14 protein-coding genes and 1 tRNA gene are annotated in these 17779 nt (G+C 59.2%); 5 read left to right on the top strand and 10 right to left on the bottom strand.

Translation table 11 applies throughout. The annotated features are described in order from the left end of the window. Positions 1–2670: an alanine--tRNA ligase gene (gene alaS / locus ACR0CA_RS02150; protein WP_480504286.1), complete on the bottom strand. Its 2670-nt coding sequence runs from the start codon at positions 2668–2670 to the stop codon at positions 1–3. Between the two features lie 138 nt (positions 2671–2808). Continuing rightward, complete coding sequence (recA, locus tag ACR0CA_RS02145) at positions 2809–3876, bottom strand: recombinase RecA (RefSeq protein WP_170354230.1); 1068 nt, start codon at positions 3874–3876, stop codon at positions 2809–2811. Between the two features lie 192 nt (positions 3877–4068). Here recA and ACR0CA_RS02140 point away from each other — a divergent pair, with 192 nt between their 5' ends. Continuing rightward, a complete protein-coding gene (locus ACR0CA_RS02140; protein ID WP_480897312.1) occupies positions 4069–4662 on the top strand; it encodes a gamma-glutamyl kinase in 594 nt (197 codons plus the stop codon). Positions 4663–4667: 5 nt separating this feature from the next. Here the strand turns inward: ACR0CA_RS02140 and ACR0CA_RS02135 are convergent, their stop codons facing one another. From ACR0CA_RS02135 to guaB, 3 genes are all read right to left on the bottom strand, one after another. Then, the gene (locus ACR0CA_RS02135) at positions 4668–6959 is read right to left on the bottom strand and encodes an ATP-binding protein (RefSeq protein WP_480897311.1); all 2292 of its coding nucleotides are present in this window, start codon (positions 6957–6959) and stop codon (positions 4668–4670) included. Positions 6960–7064: 105 nt separating this feature from the next. Next, positions 7065–8222, bottom strand: a complete 1158-nt coding sequence (locus ACR0CA_RS02130) for an RsmB/NOP family class I SAM-dependent RNA methyltransferase (RefSeq protein WP_480897310.1) — start codon at positions 8220–8222, stop codon at positions 7065–7067. A 73-nt stretch (positions 8223–8295) separates the two neighbouring features. Continuing rightward, complete coding sequence (gene guaB / locus ACR0CA_RS02125) at positions 8296–9744, bottom strand: IMP dehydrogenase (RefSeq protein ID WP_480897309.1); 1449 nt, start codon at positions 9742–9744, stop codon at positions 8296–8298. A gap of 217 nt (positions 9745–9961) precedes the next feature. On the opposite strand from guaB, the gene ACR0CA_RS02120 reads away from it, so the two are divergent. Further along, positions 9962–12007, top strand: coding sequence for an ASKHA domain-containing protein (locus ACR0CA_RS02120; RefSeq protein ID WP_480897308.1), 2046 nt, complete (start codon positions 9962–9964; stop codon positions 12005–12007). 24 nt (positions 12008–12031) lie between these two features. Continuing rightward, a complete protein-coding gene (locus tag ACR0CA_RS02115; RefSeq protein ID WP_480897307.1) occupies positions 12032–12889 on the top strand; it encodes a class I SAM-dependent methyltransferase in 858 nt (285 codons plus the stop codon). 11 nt (positions 12890–12900) lie between these two features. On the opposite strand, the gene ACR0CA_RS02110 is transcribed toward ACR0CA_RS02115, so the two are convergent. The 4 genes from ACR0CA_RS02110 to ACR0CA_RS02095 form a co-directional block, all read right to left on the bottom strand. Continuing rightward, a tRNA-Gly gene (locus ACR0CA_RS02110) sits at positions 12901–12974 on the bottom strand. Between the two features lie 127 nt (positions 12975–13101). Further along, complete coding sequence (locus ACR0CA_RS02105; protein ID WP_480897306.1) at positions 13102–14163, bottom strand: methyltetrahydrofolate cobalamin methyltransferase; 1062 nt, start codon at positions 14161–14163, stop codon at positions 13102–13104. Positions 14164–14172: 9 nt separating this feature from the next. Next, complete coding sequence (locus ACR0CA_RS02100; protein WP_480897305.1) at positions 14173–15099, bottom strand: methylenetetrahydrofolate reductase; 927 nt, start codon at positions 15097–15099, stop codon at positions 14173–14175. A gap of 26 nt (positions 15100–15125) precedes the next feature. Continuing rightward, positions 15126–15422, bottom strand: a complete 297-nt coding sequence (locus ACR0CA_RS02095) for a virulence factor (protein ID WP_170769805.1) — start codon at positions 15420–15422, stop codon at positions 15126–15128. A 240-nt stretch (positions 15423–15662) separates the two neighbouring features. Here ACR0CA_RS02095 and ACR0CA_RS02090 point away from each other — a divergent pair, with 240 nt between their 5' ends. Further along, positions 15663–16775 carry a Ppx/GppA phosphatase family protein gene (locus ACR0CA_RS02090; protein ID WP_170769806.1) on the top strand — a complete coding sequence of 371 codons (1113 nt, stop codon included), beginning with the start codon at positions 15663–15665 and terminating at the stop codon, positions 16773–16775. Beyond that, positions 16775–17497 carry an RlmE family RNA methyltransferase gene (locus tag ACR0CA_RS02085; RefSeq protein ID WP_170769807.1) on the top strand — a complete coding sequence of 241 codons (723 nt, stop codon included), beginning with the start codon at positions 16775–16777 and terminating at the stop codon, positions 17495–17497. Before ACR0CA_RS02090 ends, ACR0CA_RS02085 begins: the two co-directional genes overlap by 1 nt. Here the strand turns inward: ACR0CA_RS02085 and ACR0CA_RS02080 are convergent. Beyond that, positions 17494–17682: a hypothetical protein gene (locus ACR0CA_RS02080; protein WP_170769808.1), complete on the bottom strand. Its 189-nt coding sequence runs from the start codon at positions 17680–17682 to the stop codon at positions 17494–17496. The genes ACR0CA_RS02085 and ACR0CA_RS02080 overlap by 4 nt on opposite strands. Positions 17683–17779: the final 97 nt, after the last annotated feature.

The raw sequence follows: 17779 nt of genomic DNA, 5'->3' as shown, positions 1-17779 counted from the left end.
TTATCCTCCCAAAACGTCTTCGGCCGCTTTGATCGCAGCCTCGGAATTTGTAGCGTCCTTACCACCACCTTGTGCCATGTCGGGGCGACCACCGCCGCCTTTGCCACCCAGTTCGGCCACCGCCGCGCGCACCAGATCCACGGCCGAGACCTTATCGGTAAGATCCGGGGTCACGCCGGCGGCCACCGCCGCCTTGCCGCCCGCATCCGCGATCAGCAGAACAGCGCCCGTGCCAAGACGGCTTTTGTGTTCGTCGATCAAAGCAGGAAGGTCTTTGCCAGACACGCCTGTAAGGGCCTGTGCCAGGAACGGCACACCGTTCACGTCCTTGGCCTCGGCACTGCCTTGCCCTGAACCGCCTGCCATCGCCAGATCACGTCTCAGTTGCGCCACTTCGTTCTGCAATGCCTTGCGCTCGTCCAGCAGGGATTTCACCCGGCCAACGACATCATCGGGTTGCGCTTTCAGCTCGAGTGCAACTTGCGCCAGACGGTGATCCTGCGCCGACAGATAGCGGAAGGCGGCATCCCCAGTCAGGGCCTCGATCCGACGCACACCGGCACTGCTGGCACTGTCGCCCAGCACAACGAAAGTGCCAATATCTCCGGTCTGACGCACATGCGTACCGCCGCACAGTTCGATGGACCAGGTTTCACCGTCCTGACCTTTGCCAGTTGCCGCTTTGCCCATCGACACGACGCGCACTTCGTCACCATATTTCTCGCCAAACAGCGCCTGAGCGCCCAATGCGCGCGCATCCTCCGGTGTCATGATCCGTGTTTCAACGGCCGAGTTCTGTCGGATGAAATCATTCACCTCCCGCTCGACTTTCTGGATTTCGTCAAGAGCAAGCGCCTTGGAATGACTGAAATCGAACCGCAAACGATCCGCTGCGTTCAGAGACCCCCGCTGGGCCACATGATCGCCCAGCGTTTCGCGCAATGCCTCGTGCAGCAGGTGCGTGGCCGAGTGGTTCGCCCGGATTGCGCTGCGGCGGGTATGATCGACTTCAAGCTCGACCGCGTCGCCCTTGGACAGTTTACCCTGGCTGACCGTTACCTTATGCGCATAGACCTTGCCTTCAGCAAATTTGCGCGTGTCTTCGACTTTGGCAACGTCCTGCATGTTCTCTAGACGACGGATTTCACCGGTATCGCCGACCTGACCACCGGCCTCACCATAGAATGGGGTCTGGTTTACGATGACCCAGCCTGTGCCACCCTGTTCAATAGCTTCGACCAGCGCGCCATCCACGACCAGACCCGCAACCTGTCCTTCGGCCTTTTCGGTATCATAGCCCAGGAAATCCGTGGCCCCGGCACTGTCCAGCACATCAAACCAAACAGCCTGATCCGCGGCCTCACCCGAACCTGCCCAAGCAGCGCGTGCTTTGGCCTTTTGTTCGGCCATGGCCGCATCGAACCCGTCGGTATCCACGGTCCGGCCCTTTTCACGCAGCGCATCCTGCGTCAAGTCCAGCGGGAAGCCATAGGTGTCATAGAGCTTGAACGCCGCATCACCGGGCAGAGCCTCACCTTCGGGCAGTCCCGCGACCTCATCATCCAGCAGTTTCAGACCGCGATCGAGGGTCTGCTTGAACCGGGTTTCCTCCAGCAGCAGCGTTTCTTCGATCAGCGCCTGCGCCTGCCCCAGTTCTGTATATTGCGCGCCCATCAACTGCACCAGCGAGGGCACAAGGCGATGCATCACCGGGTCTTTTGCACCCAGCAAATGCGCATGGCGCATTGCACGGCGCATGATCCGGCGTAGAACGTAACCGCGGCCGTCATTGCTGGGCATCACGCCATCGGCAATCAGGAACGAGGTCGACCGCAGGTGATCCGCAATCACGCGGTGATGCACGTTCTGATCGCCATAAGGATCCACACCGGTGGCATCGGCAGACGCTTCGATCAGCGTTTTGAACAGGTCCGTGTCATAGTTGTCATGACTGCCCTGTAGCAGAGCGCCGATCCGCTCCAGCCCCATGCCAGTGTCGATGGACTGCATGTCCAGTTCCACCATCGAGCCGTCCTCAAACTGCTCATTCTGCATGAACACGATGTTCCAGATTTCGATGAAGCGGTCGCCGTCTTCCTCGGCCGAACCCGGAGGGCCGCCCCAGATGTGGTCGCCATGGTCATAGAAAATCTCGGTGCATGGACCACAGGGACCGGTCGGGCCCATCTGCCAGAAATTGTCATTGGTGGCGATGCGGATGATCCGGTCTTCGGGCACGCCGACCTTTTTCCAGATCTCGAATGCCTCATCGTCGGTGTGATAGACAGTGGTCAGCAGGCGGTTCTTGTCGATGCCGAATTCCTTGGTGATCAGCTCCCACGCGAAGGGGATCGCCTCATGCTTGAAATAGTCCCCGAACGAGAAATTCCCCAGCATCTCAAAGAATGTGTGGTGGCGCGCGGTGTAGCCCACATTGTCCAGATCGTTGTGTTTGCCACCTGCGCGCACACATTTCTGCGCAGTGGTCGCCCGGCTGTAGTCGCGCGTCTCAAGCCCGGTGAACAGGTTCTTGAACTGCACCATGCCCGAGTTCACGAACATCAGGGTCGGGTCATTGCGCGGCACGAGCGGGCTTGAAGCCACAACCTCATGCCCCTGTTTGGCGAAATAGTTCAGAAAGGTCGATCGGATATCGTTCAGCGTGGGCATAAGGCTCTCTCAGCGCGCAATCATCTTGTTCGAAAACGGGTTTATCGCTGTCCCTGCGGATAGTCCACAGGGGAGGCCACGCAAACGAAACAAGGCGGCCCCAATGGACCGCCCCGCGCTCACAATTCCGGGATGCCGTCAGGCTTCGAGAATATCGTCATCCTCAGTGGCACCGGGCGGCATGTCGAAGTCCAACCCATGCGCGGCGCGGATCTTGTCCTCAATCTCCAACGCCGAGCGACTGTTATCGCGCAGATATTGTTTGGCATTCTCACGCCCCTGCCCGATCCGCTCGTCCCCGTAGCTGAACCAAGAGCCCGACTTCTCAACCACACCGGCCTTAACGCCCAGATCCAGCAGCTCGCCCATCTTGCTGATGCCTTCGCCATACATGATGTCGAATTCCACCTGCTTGAACGGCGGGGCCACCTTGTTTTTTACAACTTTGACGCGGGTCTGGTTGCCGACAACCTCATCGCGGTCCTTAATCGCGCCGATACGCCGAATGTCCAAACGCACCGAGCTGTAGAATTTCAGCGCGTTGCCCCCAGTGGTCGTCTCCGGGCTGCCAAACATGACGCCGATTTTCATCCGAATCTGGTTAATGAAGATCACCATACAATTCGAACGGCTGATCGAGCCGGTCAGCTTGCGCATCGCCTGGCTCATTAGACGGGCCTGCACGCCGACATTGCTGTCGCCCATGTCGCCCTCCAGCTCAGATTTCGGCGTCAGCGCCGCGACCGAGTCGACCACAACCATATTCACCGCACCCGAGCGCACCAGAGTATCAGTGATCTCAAGCGCCTGCTCGCCCGTGTCGGGCTGCGAGATCAGCAACTCATCCAGATCGACACCCAGCTTACGAGCATATTGCGGGTCCAACGCGTGTTCCGCGTCAACGAACGCACAGACACCGCCGCGCTTTTGCTGTTCTGCAATACAATGCAGCGTCAGCGTGGTCTTGCCCGAACTTTCTGGCCCGTAAATCTCAACAATTCGGCCCATCGGCAGACCGCCAATCCCCAGCGCGATATCCAGACCCAGCGATCCGGTCGAGCTGGCCTCGATATCCTGTTTGGAATCCTCGCCCAGCTTCATGATCGAGCCCTTGCCGAACTGCCGTTCAATCTGGGCCAGCGCGCTGTCGAGCGCCTTTTGCTTGTCTGCGTTTTTCTTGTCGCTCATCGTCAGAAGATCCGCCATTGTCCTGTCGCCTTCTCTTGTGTCACACCCTTGAACGGGCGGCAATCACTGCTTTGTTCGCCTCTTGTTCCTTATGAGACCAAAAAGAGAACATTTCAACTAAAACTTACAGAACTTACCTTTCGGCAATTGTGTTAAAGAGTCGTTTACGCCAATCTGCAAAAAAGAATGAACTCTGACAGGGACGATTAAATGCTTGTTTTCTATAAGGAACGTCTTGCATTTCTGTCCGTCCCCAAAACCGGCAGCACCGCTTACCACAGCGCTTTGCGGGACCGGGCGGATATCGTTGTCACAGGACCGCCCGACCTGAAACATGCTCCGGTCCGGCGCTATGACCGTTTCTTTCAGAACATTTTCAGAAAAATGCACGACACAGAGATGGAGATCATGGCCGTGGTCCGCGAACCGATCGACTGGCTGGGCAGTTGGTATCGATTCCGCAGCCGTCCCGAGCGGCTGAATCACCCTCATTCAACCCATGATCTCAGCTTTGACGACTATGTTCAGGCCTATATGCAATCCCCGCGTCCGGAATATGCGGATGTCGGCAGCCAGAGCCAGTTCTTCCGCACCCGCAGCAACGGATTCGGGGCGACGCACGTCTTCAAATATGAACATCAGGACAAAATCCTGAGCTTCCTACAATCCCGTCTGAATATGGAGATCACACTACCGCGCGAGAATGTCTCTCCCCTCCGTGACTTGACGCTAAGCGCCGAAACCGAGCGCAAGTTCCGGCGCAAACATGCGGCCGAGTTCGCGTGTCACGACGCGGCCCTCTGACTGTTTCAGTTCAATTGCTGGAACACCGCTTCGGTCAGTTCGTTCAAGGAAAACGGCTTCGGCAGGAAAGCCGAATGCGCAAGCTCGGGACCCGAGTCGCCAAATGCCCCTTCGGTATATCCTGACATGAAAATGACGCGGACATCTGGACGGTCTTTCATCGCCTGACGCACCCAGGTTGGGCCATCCATGCCCGGCATCACCACGTCGGTGACGAAGAGATCGACATTCAGGGCCCCGTCTTCCAGCAGATGCAGCGCCTCTTCCGCCGAATCTGCTTCCAAAACGGTATAGCCCTTCAGGCGCAGCGCGCGGGTTGCAAAGGCGCGCACCGGTGCTTCATCCTCGACCAACAGAACTACGCCTTCACCCTGACGCGCAGCTTGTGTTTGCGGTGCCTGCACGGCGGGTTCTTCGACACGTTCGGATGCAGCTGAGACCGGCAGATAAACCGTAAACTCGGTTCCCCGGCCCAAAACGCTGTCAACAAAGATAAAACCGCCGGTCTGTTTCACAATACCGTAGACCGTTGACAGGCCTAGCCCCGTCCCCTCGCCCGTACGTTTAGTTGTGTAGAAAGGCTCGAACACTTTTTGCAACTTGTCCGCCGGAATACCCGTACCACTATCGATCACCTTGACGGTGACATACTCCCTCGGTTGCACTGTAGCGCGATCGCGGCGCAGAGGCTCAGTCAGCGACACCACTTCAGTTTCGATCCGCACCTCGCCACCTTCGGGCATGGCGTCGCGGGCATTCACGACTAAGTTCATGAACACTTGTTCCAACTGCCGCTTGTCGGCGCGCACCGGTTTCAGCACTGGATCATGGCTGAGGATTAGGCGGATTTTCTCACCCACCAGCCGGTTCAATAGATGGATCAGGTCCGAGATCGTGTCCCGCAAGTCCAACACCTCGGGCTGCAAAGTCTGCTTGCGAGAGAAGGCCAGCAACTGACTGACCAGTGCTGCCGCCCTGTTGGCATTCTGGTTAATCTGCACCAGATCACCATAGTTAGGATCATTCTGATCATGCCTCAGCAGCAACAGGTCGCAATGCCCCGAAATCGCCGTCAGCAGGTTGTTGAAATCATGCGCCACGCCCCCGGCCAACTGACCGACGGCCTGCATCTTTTGGCCCTGTACGAATTGTGCCTCAAGCGTCTTGAGTTCGGTGGCATCGTTCAGAACCGCGATCAGGCAGACCTCGCCGTTATTTACCACGCGGCTCAGCGTCACCTGCACGAACATCTCTTTGTCCTGCCGTGGCAAGCGCAGAAACTCCGAACTTGGCGGGCTGTCTTCGGCCGCTGCGCGGGCCAGCCAATCCAAGATGGGATAGCCGAGCCCCTGCATAATCTGGACAACATTTGTCTGGCCTGGAACGATCTCGCCAACAAGTTTCACGGCCAGCCGGTTGGCGTCCAGAATTTCTCCGTTAGGCGACAGACACATGATGGCAACCGGAAGGTCAGCAAACGGAGCCTCAGTTCGAGGAGTGTTTGAAGTGTCCACTGGAACCAGAGCCAAGTCGACGACCGATCCCGATTTGGACAGTTCCTTAGTGACCACGGAAACCGAACCATCCTTGGTGTCAATCGAGACGATTTTACCATCCTCAGGCGGCTCACTGGAAAGGAGCTGTTTAGCTGTTTCCGGTGTCTGACCCAGAAGATGTTTCGCCATCCTGTTGGAACGTATCACTGCTCCGTTGCGTCCAAGCGTCACTACCGGGACCGAAACGTCTTCCCACTGACCCGGCGCTTCCAGATGAAACCGCCAGCAAAACAAGTCATTGTTCACCCCAAACACCGATATCGGAACGGTTGAACCGACGGAAACAAACTCTTCTCGCGCTTTGCCGTGGATTTCGGCCATTGCCTGAAGGCGCAGTAAAATCGCCGCCGGATTAGCAAAAATGGCCGTAAGGCACTTATCAATTCGCGTGCCTGGCGTTGCATGAAACCGTTCACGTGCGGCGGTGTTTGCGGTCAGAATGACGCCATCTGCATTGGCGGTGATGCAGGGAAACAGGTCTTGTTCCGCAAATGCTGCCATCACCCCCGCGGATTTCCTCGTGGCCCAATCCATGATGCCACCGCGTGCCGCAACCAGCGCACCTGCCGCTAAAAGCGAGATTCCCGCAACGATAAACCCCCCACCCCAGCCGCCCGGCAACACGCCTGCCAAGGGGGCTATGGCGACCAGAATTCCAACAACAGCCAACAGCGTCAGCCGCGCCACTGCCGGAGTTTTGCGAAGGGCGAGGTCGGAAAAAACATCTGTGGTTTCTGACATAAACAACTCTGGTCTTGGGGCGTTCGCGCAAGTGTGCCCAAAATAGGTTAATGTCCGTTTAATGAAATTCAGACACTCTCCTCAAGGTTGTTATTTCGCGACCATCTATCGCGTCAAGTGTGCTGCAAAGAACCCATCCGTTCCGTGGGACGCCAGCCACAGTTTGCGAAAACTCTCTGACCAGTCAGGATGGGCGGACGTAAATTTATCTACTACGGCACCGTTTTCCTCGTTCAGCATCGAGCATGTTGCATAAGCCAGCACACCGCCTGCATCGACCAAGACAGACGTGTCTGACAGAATTCGGGATTGAAGCGCTGTCAATTCAGTCAGCCGTTGCGCATCCAACGCCCATTTCCCCGCCGGCGCCCGCCGCCATGATCCACTGCCGGAACAGGGCGCATCGACCAGCACAATGTCGAAAGGCGCTTGGGACGCCACCTCATCGGTTGCCAGCATCTTGATCCGCGCACCGGCCCGCTCGGCGCGCGCGGGCAGATCGCGCATCCGTTCGGGGTTTACGTCATGGGCAAAAACCTCGACCCTGGAATGGGCCGCCAAAGCCAGAGATTTCCCCCCGCCGCCAGCGCAATAGTCCAGAACGCGCAAACCTGGTCGCAAATCCAGTGCTGCCACAACGGCCTGACTGGCAGCATCCTGCAATTCAATCACACCTTCGGAATAAGCGCGGCTTTGCGCAATCTTGCGCGCGCCTTCCCCAAGCTCCAGCGCGGTGTTACATGCCGGGTGTTCTTGCGCCGCAATCCCGTCGGCCGCCAAAGCGGCAATAGCAGCTGCCCGATCCGACTTGGACAGGTTGACCCGCACGTGAACCGGTGCCCGGCTTTGCAGTGCCTGGGCAACCGCCACTGCCTCATCTCCCAGAGACGTTTGAAACATGGGCCACAACCAGTCGGGGATGTCATAGCGCTCGGCATCCGACGCGAAATCGCAACCCGCTTCGTCATCGGTCAGCGCATCTGGCGCATGACCCTGACCCGTGAACGTTTCAGCCAAATCCGCCCCAACGGCACGCAACGCGCCGATCATCAGGCCACGCCCGGTTTCAGCCCCGCCCAACGCGGCATAAGATCGCTTGCACCGCAACGCCTGAAATACGTGATCCCGTATCGCGGCCCGGTCCTTGGAGCCCGCAAACCGGCTGCGCCGCGCCCAGCCCGTCAACGCTTTTTCAACCGGAACGCCCGAGAGTATCTGATCAAGGATCTCGATCGAGGCCTGTACGCGGGCTGCTGGGATCATAGGTCTGTCCGATATGGTGGCTGGAATGCAAAACGGCGCCCAAACCGAGCGCCGTGTCGCAATGGTTTAGGTTTTACATCACCCGATAGTTCGGGCTTTCGCGTGTAATCTGCACGTCATGCACGTGGCTTTCTTTCAGCCCTGCACCCGTGATCTTTACGAAATTGCAGTTTCTGCGCATCTCTTCCACGGTGGCACAGCCGGTATATCCCATGGCCGCGCGCAGACCGCCGACCAGTTGGTGCACAACCGCGCTGGCGGATCCTTTGTAGGGCACCTGCCCCTCGATCCCTTCGGGCACCAGCTTGTCGTTGGCGGCGTCTTTCTGGAAATATCGATCGGCCGAGCCACGCGCCATCGCGCCCAGGCTGCCCATGCCGCGATAGGATTTGAACGAGCGGCCCTGATACAGGATCACCTCGCCGGGGCTTTCATCGGTGCCCGCGATCATCGAACCGACCATGGCGCAGGACGCCCCCGCCGCAATCGCCTTGGCGAAATCGCCCGAGAACTTGATGCCGCCATCGGCAATCACCGGCACATCCCCGGCAGCCGAGGCACAATCCATGATCGCCGTCAGCTGCGGCACACCCACACCGGCCACCATCCGCGTGGTACAGATCGAGCCCGGCCCGATCCCGACCTTGATCGCGTCCGCACCGGCATCAATCAGCGCCTTGGTCGCGTCACCGGTGGCGACATTGCCCGCGATGATCTGCACTTCGTTCGACAGAGTTTTCACCCGCCGCACCGCGTCGAGCACACCCTGCGAATGGCCATGCGCAGTGTCCACAACGATGATATCGACGCCTGAATCCACGAGCTGTTCGGACCGCTCAAATCCCGCATCCCCGACCGAGGTTGCCGCTGCAACGCGCAGGCGGCCCAGACGGTCCTTGCAGGCTGTGGGGTTCAGCACTGCTTGTTCGGTGTCTTTCAGGGTTAGCAGGCCGGTCAGCTTGCCTGCGCCATCTACGACCAGCAGCTTTTCGATCCGGCGGGCCTTCATCAGGCTTTTCGCCTCTTCCAGATCAGCCGGTTCCTGAAGCATTGCCAGATTGTCGGTGGTCATCATTGCGTGGATCGGCGTGTCGTCCGAGGTCGCGAAGCGCATGTCGCGGTTGGTCACGATACCCACGACGCGGCCCTCGGGATCAACGACGGGGAAGCCGGTGAAATTGTACCGCTCAACCAGTGCCTTGGCGTCGGCCAGCGTCTGATCGGCGCGCAAGGTCACGGGGTTATAGACGATACCGGATTCGAACCGCTTGACCCGGCGCACTTCGCGGGCCTGCTCCTCGGTCGTCAGGTTCTTGTGGATCACGCCGATCCCACCGGCCTGTGCCATGGCAATCGCCATCCGCGCCTCGGTCACCGTATCCATCGCTGAACTCAGCAGCGGGATGTTCATGGTGATCTCGCGCGTCACGCGCGTGGTCGTATCCGCCGTTGCGGGCAGCACTGATGATGCGCCCGGAACCAGAAGTACGTCGTCAAAGGTGAGTGCCTCACGAATCTGCATCTGCTAACCCCATGCAAAACCCCGTTTGACGGCGACCCTATGACATGGATTGAACCCAAGGGAAAGCCCCTGATCTGAACTAGTTTTCCCCTGCGGGTCATTGCCGCGGCAAAAAACGACGCAACCGGTGACAAACGTGCCGCTGATTGGCCTTTCCCTTTGCGCACAAACCCATATCTTCCCCGGCATACGCGCGAATACAAAAGGCAGGCCCGACATGACCACCGACCCCCTTGTTGTCTTTACCCCCTCGGGCAAACGCGGGCATTTCCCCGTTGGCACCCCGGTTCTGACCGCCGCCCGGCAGTTGGGTGTCGATCTGGATTCGGTCTGCGGCGGACGCGGGATTTGTTCGAAGTGCCAGATCACGCCCAGCTATGGCGAGTTTCCCAAGCACGGTGTCACCGTATCCGAGGACGCGCTGAGCGAATGGAACGCGGTTGAACAACGCTATGACGACAAACGCGGGCTCAAGCCTGGCCGCCGTCTGGGCTGTCAGGCGACGGTTCAGGGCGATATCGTGATCGACGTGCCCCCTGAATCTCAGGTCCATCGTCAGGTCGTCCGCAAAGCGGCTGCTGCACGCGCCATCACCATGGACCCAGCCACGCGGCTATATTTCGTGGTGGTCGAGGAACCCGACATGCACTCGCCTACGGGTGATCTGGAGCGGCTGGAACGCGCCCTGCGCGAGCAGTGGAAGATCGACGCCGTCACCGCCGATCTGTCGCTGATGGCCAAGCTGCAACCGGTGCTGCGCAAAGGCAAATGGGAGGTCACGGTGGCCGTCCACAAAGGCCACAAGGATGAGGTCGCCAAGGTGGTCGAAATTTGGCCCGGCCTGCATGAACAGGGGCTGTACGGTCTGGCCATCGACCTTGGCTCAACCACCGTCGCCGCCCACCTGACCGATCTGGAAACCGGTGAGGTCAAGGCGTCCTCGGGCCTGATGAACCCGCAGATCCGCTTTGGTGAAGACCTGATGAGCCGCGTCTCCTACGCCATGATGAACCCCGGCGGTGATCAGGAAATGACCCGTGCCGTGCGCGAGGCAATCAACGACCTGACCACCTCGATCGCGGATGAGGCCGGGATCGACGCCAGTCTGATCGTTGAAACGGTCTTCGTCTGCAACCCGGTCATGCACCACCTGCTGCTGGGTCTGGACCCGGTCGAGCTGGGGCAGGCCCCCTTCGCGTTGGCCACATCCGAGAGCATGTCCTTGCCCGCACGTGAGATGGACCTGACCAAGATGAACCCGCGCGCGCAGGTCTATATCCTGCCCTGCATCGCGGGCCATGTGGGAGCCGACTGTGCCGCCGTTGCGCTCTCCGAGGAACCCGGCAAGTCCGAAGACCTTGTGCTGATCGTGGACGTGGGCACCAACGCTGAAATCCTGTTGGGCAACACCACACGCGTGCTGGCCTGTTCCTCGCCCACCGGCCCCGCGTTTGAGGGCGCGCAGATCAGTTCCGGCCAGCGCGCCGCCCCCGGCGCGATTGAGCGCATCGAAATTGACCCTGCAACCAAGGAACCCCGCTTCCGCATCATCGGATCGGACAAGTGGTCGGACGAAGACGGCTTTGATCAGGATATCGCCACCACCGGGATCACTGGCATCTGTGGCTCGGGCATTATCGAGGCTGTGGCCGAGATGCGCATCGCCGGGCTGCTGGATGAAAGCGGCTTGATCGGGTCCGCCGAGCAAACCGGCACCGCCCGCTGCGTACCCGAAGGCCGCACCCACGCCTATCTGATCCACGATGCCAGCGCCGAGGGCGGCCCGCGTATCACCGTGACCCAAGGTGACATCCGCGCCATCCAGCTGGCGAAATCGGCACTCTATGCCGGTGCGCGCCTGCTGATGGATGAGATGGAGGTCGACACCGTTGACCGCGTGGTTCTGGCCGGGGCGTTTGGTGCCCATATCTCGACCAAACACGCGATGGTTCTGGGCATGATCCCAGACGCGCCGCTGGACAAGGTTTCCAGCGCGGGCAACGCGGCTGGCACCGGTGCCCGGATCGCTTTGTGCAACATCGGATCGCGCAAGGAAATCGAGCGTGTTGTGCGCGAGATCACCAAGGTCGAAACCGCCATCGAGCCAAAGTTTCAGGAACATTTCGTCGCCGCCAACGCGATCCCGCATAAAACCGACCCGTTCCCAGAACTGGCGCAGGTGGTCACCCTGCCCGCGCCGTCCTTCAACACCGGCGGCGGGGATGACGAAAAATCTGGCCGTCGTCGCCGCCGCAGGTCATAGTCGGATCAAACGACGGAGGCCCCAATGCACACACCGAACGAAGAACAGGCTGAGTATTGGGGCAAGTCGCCGTCGGGCGTGAAATGGCTGACATACGAGGATCAGTTGGATCACGTATTCACCCCAGTGCTGGACCTTGTTCTAAGCCGCGCCAATATTGTCGAAGGTATGCGGGTATTGGACATCGGATGTGGCACCGGCGTCAGTTCGCTTGCAGCGGCGAAGCGTGTCGGCGGTTCGGGTCATGTCCAAAGCGCAGACATTTCGCAGGCCTTTCTGGACCGCGCCCAGGAGCGCGCACGCGCTGAAAACCTGACAAATATGAGTTTTCTTTACGCTGACGCCCAGACACAGGCTTTTTTGGAATGCGAGTTCGATGCTGCGATTTCGAGGTTCGGGGTCATGTTCTTTCAGGACTCGGCTGCAGCATTCCGCAATATCGCAAGCGCGCTGAAACCCGGTGGACAGATGACTTTTGCCGCATGGGGGCCACTTGCAGGCAATCCTTGGTTCAAGATTCCTCACGTCTCTGCCACGGCGCGGCTGGGCAATCCGCCCAAATATGGCCGATTTGCCCCCGGACCGCTTGCCTTTCACGATCTGGACTATGTCGCCGGGATGATGAACGACGCTGGACTGACCGACATCAAGGCAGACCCCGTGCCATTGTCCTTGCCTGGTTTCAACGGTGTGCCGGGCACCGCTGCGCTGTGTACGCGAGTTGGACCGGCGGCCCGTGTGATCGGCCATTTCAATGGAACCGACGAGGATGTAGCGGCCATTGAAGCCGACGTTGCCAAAAACCTTGAGCAATTCGACACCGAAAACGGCATCGAAATCCCGGCAATCATCAACTTGTTTCAGGCGCGCCGGGCCGCGTGATCTGGGAAAACTGGAGCGGGTAGCGGGAATCGAACCCGCGCGTTCAGCTTGGGAAGCTGACAGGCTACCATTACATCATACCCGCCGCGGGGTTGGGGATAGCATTGCCGCTTTCCCAAACACAAGTCGCAACCTTCACCAAAGGACAAGAAAATCCAGAACAAAAAAGGCCGGGCAGTTGACCCAGCCTTCTGTTCTTTCTTGCCGACGGATCAGGCGCGACGACGACGGCCACCGCCGCGACGACCGCCTGCAGCACCGGCTGCTGCGGCTTCTTCAGGTGATTTGTTGAACTTGATCCAAGCCCCGCCATGGGGGTCATTGTTGGTCAGCAGGTTAGCGGCGCGGATAGCCTCCATTTCCTTGCCGGCACGCGGCTGGGTCGAGCCCAGACCGAACAGTTGGCAGAAAGTCTCATCATCCATATCCGCAGGCAGAATGATACCTTTGGCTTCTACTTCGGCCTTCTTTTCAGCCAGCTTCTTGGGACCAACGGGCAGCGCGACCGGGTTCATGATCGCAGAGGTCATGCCTGCGCCCATCGCCATCGGCAGGAAGGCGTTGTTGATGCCGTGGCGGTTCGGCAGGCCGAACGAGATATTGGACGCGCCGCAAGTGGTATTCACGCCCAGCTCTTCACGCAAACGACGGACCAGCGCAAAAACCTGCTGGCCAGCGGTTGCCATTGCGCCGATGGGCATGACCAGCGGGTCAACCACGATGTCATGCGCCGGAATGCCGAAATCGGCTGCACGTTCCACGATCTTCTTGGCCACGTCGAACCGTACATCGGGGTCTTCGGAAATCCCGGTATCGTCATTCGAGATCGCCACAACCGGCACGTTGTATCTCTTGACCAGCGGCAGAACCAGCTCCAGGCGCTCTTCTTCACCGGTGACCGAGTTCAGCAGTGGACGGCCTTCAGCCGCCTCAAGACCGGCTTCCAGAGCACCAGGAACCGAGCTGTCGATGCACAGCGGTACGTCGACCAGACCCTGCACCAACTCGACGATCTTGGTCATCAGCGGCGGCTCGGTCTCGTTCGGGTTGGGGTTCGAGTTGTAGACGACACCCGCGTTGATATCCAGAACGGTCGCGCCTGCCGCAACCTGTGCCAGCGCGTCTTTCTCAACAGTCGAGAAATCGCCCGCTTCCAGTTCCGCAGCCAGTTTCTTGCGGCCCGTGGGGTTGATCCGTTCACCGATCACGCAGAACGGTTCGTCAAAGCCCAGAACGGCGGTTTTTGTTTTTGATTCGACGACAGTACGGGTCATGTCCGTTCCTTAGGAGTTTGCAGGCTTTGCCGAAGCGCCGCCGTTGTTGATGGCCCAGGTGGCGTTGGTTTTGATACCGCCAAGTGGGAAGAAATGCACGTTGGTGATGTTGAAGTCCGGGTTGGCGGCCTTGTGGTTGGCCAACTCGGTCAGAACATCGGTGGGCTCGTAGGGCAGCAGCAGCTTGGACACGTCCATGGCGCGCTTTTGCAGAACCTTCAGCGAGGGGCCAACACCGCAGGCGATGGCGAATTTGATCAGGGTCTGCAGCTTGGCCGGACCCGCGATACCGATATGGATCGGCAAATCGATCCCTGCCTCTTTCAGGCTGTCGGCCCAAGCGATGATCGGTTTGGCGTCAAAGGCGAACTGAGTGGCCAACGCCATTTCGGCGTCGGTGGTTTCGCTGAATTTCTGTTTCCAGCGCAGCGCGTCTTCCACGTTCTTGGTCGAACCGTCCGGGTCAATATCCTTATTGCCCTCGGGGTGGCCTGCCACGTGCAGACGCTTGAAGCCTGCCTTGTCGAACAGACCGGTCTCCATCAGCTGCATCGAACTGTGGAAATCGCCATGGGGTTTCTCGACACCACCGGCCAGCAGAAGCGCCTGCTCAACGCCCGCTTCGCCCTGATACATCGAAATCCAGTTTTCCAGCGTCCCGGCGTCCTTGATGATCCGCGCGGGGAAGTGCGGCATCACCGGATAGCCCTCGGCAGCGATGCGCTTGGCGGTCTTGACCATGTCCTTGATGGGCGTGCCCTCGATATGGGCGATGTAGACGCGAGTGCCTTCAGGCAGCAGCGCGCGGAAATCTTCGACCTTTTCGGCGGTGCGCGGCATCACCTCGATCGAATAGCCCTGCAAAAAGGCTTCGACGGTCGGGTTCACAGGGCCGTTTTCGGCGGCATCACGTTTTTTGAAGTTCAGCAAAGCCATAGCGGCCTCCCATATAGATTTCGGGCTCATGCCCAACCGTCATTTGCGATCAGAGCTTTGATACGGTCCTGATCATATTCCGCTTCCAGACGCGCTGCTTCGGCTTCGGCGATCTCCGAGGGCTCGCCCTCGACCGCGAAAGGATCTGCTTTGCGCCATTCGGCCAGATAGGCATCGCTGTCCTTGGCATTCACCTTCATCGCCGCTCGGTCGATGGCTTGTTCGAACCGCTCCTCCAACTGCCGCTTGGCACCTCGACGGCCTTTGCCGACGATGACTTGAGCAGGGATGTCGCGCCAGTAAACGATGGTAACGTCAGGCATCGCGTATGATTCCTCCTAACCAGATGGACCGGTTCTAAACATCTATATGGTCGCAGGTCGGTCGGTTTTCGACACAAGGCGCATTTCAAACGACGTTTTGCCTACGACGGGATACCGGGGTTGTAACGAATTCGGCATCAAACGCGCATATCAAAATCCTCATCACAATAATGAGCGTCTTGCGCGACAAGAACGCGCGACCTATGGTCGGGGTAACTCGAAAATCGGAGGGCGTTGAAGATGGCGCCCAAGCGTCCCAAAGGTGCGGGCGCGTTCCCGAAGGCGGTCGAAAGCCCCGCGCCGGCAAGGCCCGATCCCGATGCGCTGTATGCGGCGCTGGATCTGGGTACAAATAGTTGTCGCATGTTGATTGCCCAGCCCAAGGGCAGCGGCTTTCATGTGGTCGACAGTTTCTCGAAATCCGTGCAGTTGGGTGCGGGGCTCGAACGGACCGGACGGCTGTCTCGGTCCTCGATGGCGCGCACCATTCAGGCTTTGCGCATCTGCCAGCAGAAGCTGAAACGCAATAAAGTCAAACGGATGCGCCTTGTCGCGACCGAGGCCTGCCGCCGCGCCAAGAACGCGCGTGATTTCATCCGTCAGGTAAAGCGCGAAACCGGCCTGACGCTTGAGATCATCCAGCCCGAGGAAGAGGCACGCCTGGCCGTGATCTCATGCGCGCCGCTCGTGTCGACCAAGACTGAACAGTTGCTGGTGGTCGATATCGGCGGCGGCTCGACCGAATTGGTGTGGATCGATATCTCATCCATTGCGCGCCGTGACCGGCCTGCCGCGATCATGCGGTTGCACCATGGGTTTCACCCGGTCGAAAGCCCGTTCCCTGCGGCCAAGGTGGTGGATTGGATCAGCGTTCCGCTGGGTGTGGCAACGCTGCGTGATCAGTTCAACGATGTTGAGGACGATTCAGCCCGCTTTGCTCTGATGAGCTGGTTTTTTGAAGAGAACCTCGCCGATTTTGCGCCTTACAAGGACGAACAGGCCCGCGAAGGGTTCCAGATCGTTGGCACCAGCGGGACGGTAACGACCGTGGCTGCCTCACATCTGGGGTTGAAGCGCTATGACCGGACCAAGGTGGACGGTTTGCGCATGACCAGCGATCAGATTGACAAAGTGATACGAGGGTATCTAGAACTCGGCCCTCAGGGTCGACGCCGGGACCCGCGCATTGGCGACGACCGGCAGGCCCTGATCATGTCCGGCTCGGCCATTTTGCAGGCCCTCTTGCGCTGCTGGCCCACCGACCGCCTTTCCGTGGCGGACCGGGGGCTGCGTGAAGGACTGCTTTATGCGCAGATGAGCGCGGACGGCGTATTGGAAGACGGACCGTTCTGATGGCGAAGACACCAACTGGAAAAAGCAACTCGGGTCGCGGGCAACGCGACCTGAAGGTTAAGGTCAAGACGGCGCGTGGGCGTAAACTCAGCTCGACCCGCTGGCTGGAACGGCAATTGAACGACCCCTATGTTAAACGCGCACAGGCCGAGGGGTACCGAGGGCGTGCAGCATTCAAAATATTGGAACTGGACGATAAATTCCGCTTTCTCGTTCCCGGTGCACGCGTCGTTGATCTGGGCTGCGCGCCCGGAGGTTGGTTGCAGGTGGCTGTCAAAAGAGTGAACGCGCTTGGCGAGAAAAGCGGCAAGCGGATCGGCACCGTACTGGGCGTTGATCTGCAGGAGGTCGAACCCGTCGCGGGCGCAACCGCGCATGTGCTGGACTTCATGGAAGACGATGCCGACGAGAAGGTCAAAGAGTGGTTGGGCGGCAAGGCTGATGTGGTGATGTCGGACATGGCCGCTGCCTCATCCGGGCACAAGCAAACCGACCATTTGCGCATCATGGCACTGTGTGAAACTGCCGCTTACTTCGCCTTTGATGTGCTGGAAGAAGGCGGCACATTTGTCGCGAAGGTTCTGGCCGGAGGGGCCGAGGGCGATTTGCAAAAGCTGCTTAAGCAGAAATTCACCAAGGTCGCCAACGTGAAACCGCCTGCCTCGCGGTCCGACAGTTCGGAAAAATTCGTTGTGGCGACAGGGTTTCGCGGCGAGACTTAATCTTCCATCGACAGGAAGTCTCCTGCCAGAACCTGCTGGCGCAACGATGCGGTAGCAATCCCTTGCATCAAAAGCGCGTCCCCATGGTTGAGGTATTCCGGCTTGCGGGTCCGCAAATCTTCGATCCGCTGTGCCAGCGACAGCGGGCGTTGCAGTTGCGACGTGTGAACCGGTTTATCTGACATTGGGCACCTTTTAACACAGACGGGTTTGACCTTGTCTGTACCGATACACGCAGAGTTTGCCGGGAAAATGACCCAAACAAGGCAGCACAGCGCCGGG

The sequence above is a fragment of the Ruegeria sp. F12 genome (assembly GCF_056533885.1).
Note: the sequence above shows the minus strand (reverse complement) of the source record. Positions and strands in the feature narration are given on the sequence as shown.

Coding starts and splice junctions, on each gene's coding strand:
- alaS (WP_480504286.1), bottom strand. CDS start 2,670: ATGCCCACGCTGAACGATATCCGATCGACCTTTCTGAACTATTTCGCC.
- recA (WP_170354230.1), bottom strand. CDS start 3,876: ATGGCGGATCTTCTGACGATGAGCGACAAGAAAAACGCAGACAAGCAA.
- ACR0CA_RS02140 (WP_480897312.1), top strand. CDS start 4,069: ATGCTTGTTTTCTATAAGGAACGTCTTGCATTTCTGTCCGTCCCCAAA.
- ACR0CA_RS02135 (WP_480897311.1), bottom strand. CDS start 6,959: ATGTCAGAAACCACAGATGTTTTTTCCGACCTCGCCCTTCGCAAAACT.
- ACR0CA_RS02130 (WP_480897310.1), bottom strand. CDS start 8,222: ATGATCCCAGCAGCCCGCGTACAGGCCTCGATCGAGATCCTTGATCAG.
- guaB (WP_480897309.1), bottom strand. CDS start 9,744: ATGCAGATTCGTGAGGCACTCACCTTTGACGACGTACTTCTGGTTCCG.
- ACR0CA_RS02120 (WP_480897308.1), top strand. CDS start 9,962: ATGACCACCGACCCCCTTGTTGTCTTTACCCCCTCGGGCAAACGCGGG.
- ACR0CA_RS02115 (WP_480897307.1), top strand. CDS start 12,032: ATGCACACACCGAACGAAGAACAGGCTGAGTATTGGGGCAAGTCGCCG.
- ACR0CA_RS02105 (WP_480897306.1), bottom strand. CDS start 14,163: ATGACCCGTACTGTCGTCGAATCAAAAACAAAAACCGCCGTTCTGGGC.
- ACR0CA_RS02100 (WP_480897305.1), bottom strand. CDS start 15,099: ATGGCTTTGCTGAACTTCAAAAAACGTGATGCCGCCGAAAACGGCCCT.
- ACR0CA_RS02095 (WP_170769805.1), bottom strand. CDS start 15,422: ATGCCTGACGTTACCATCGTTTACTGGCGCGACATCCCTGCTCAAGTC.
- ACR0CA_RS02090 (WP_170769806.1), top strand. CDS start 15,663: ATGGCGCCCAAGCGTCCCAAAGGTGCGGGCGCGTTCCCGAAGGCGGTC.
- ACR0CA_RS02085 (WP_170769807.1), top strand. CDS start 16,775: ATGGCGAAGACACCAACTGGAAAAAGCAACTCGGGTCGCGGGCAACGC.
- ACR0CA_RS02080 (WP_170769808.1), bottom strand. CDS start 17,682: ATGTCAGATAAACCGGTTCACACGTCGCAACTGCAACGCCCGCTGTCG.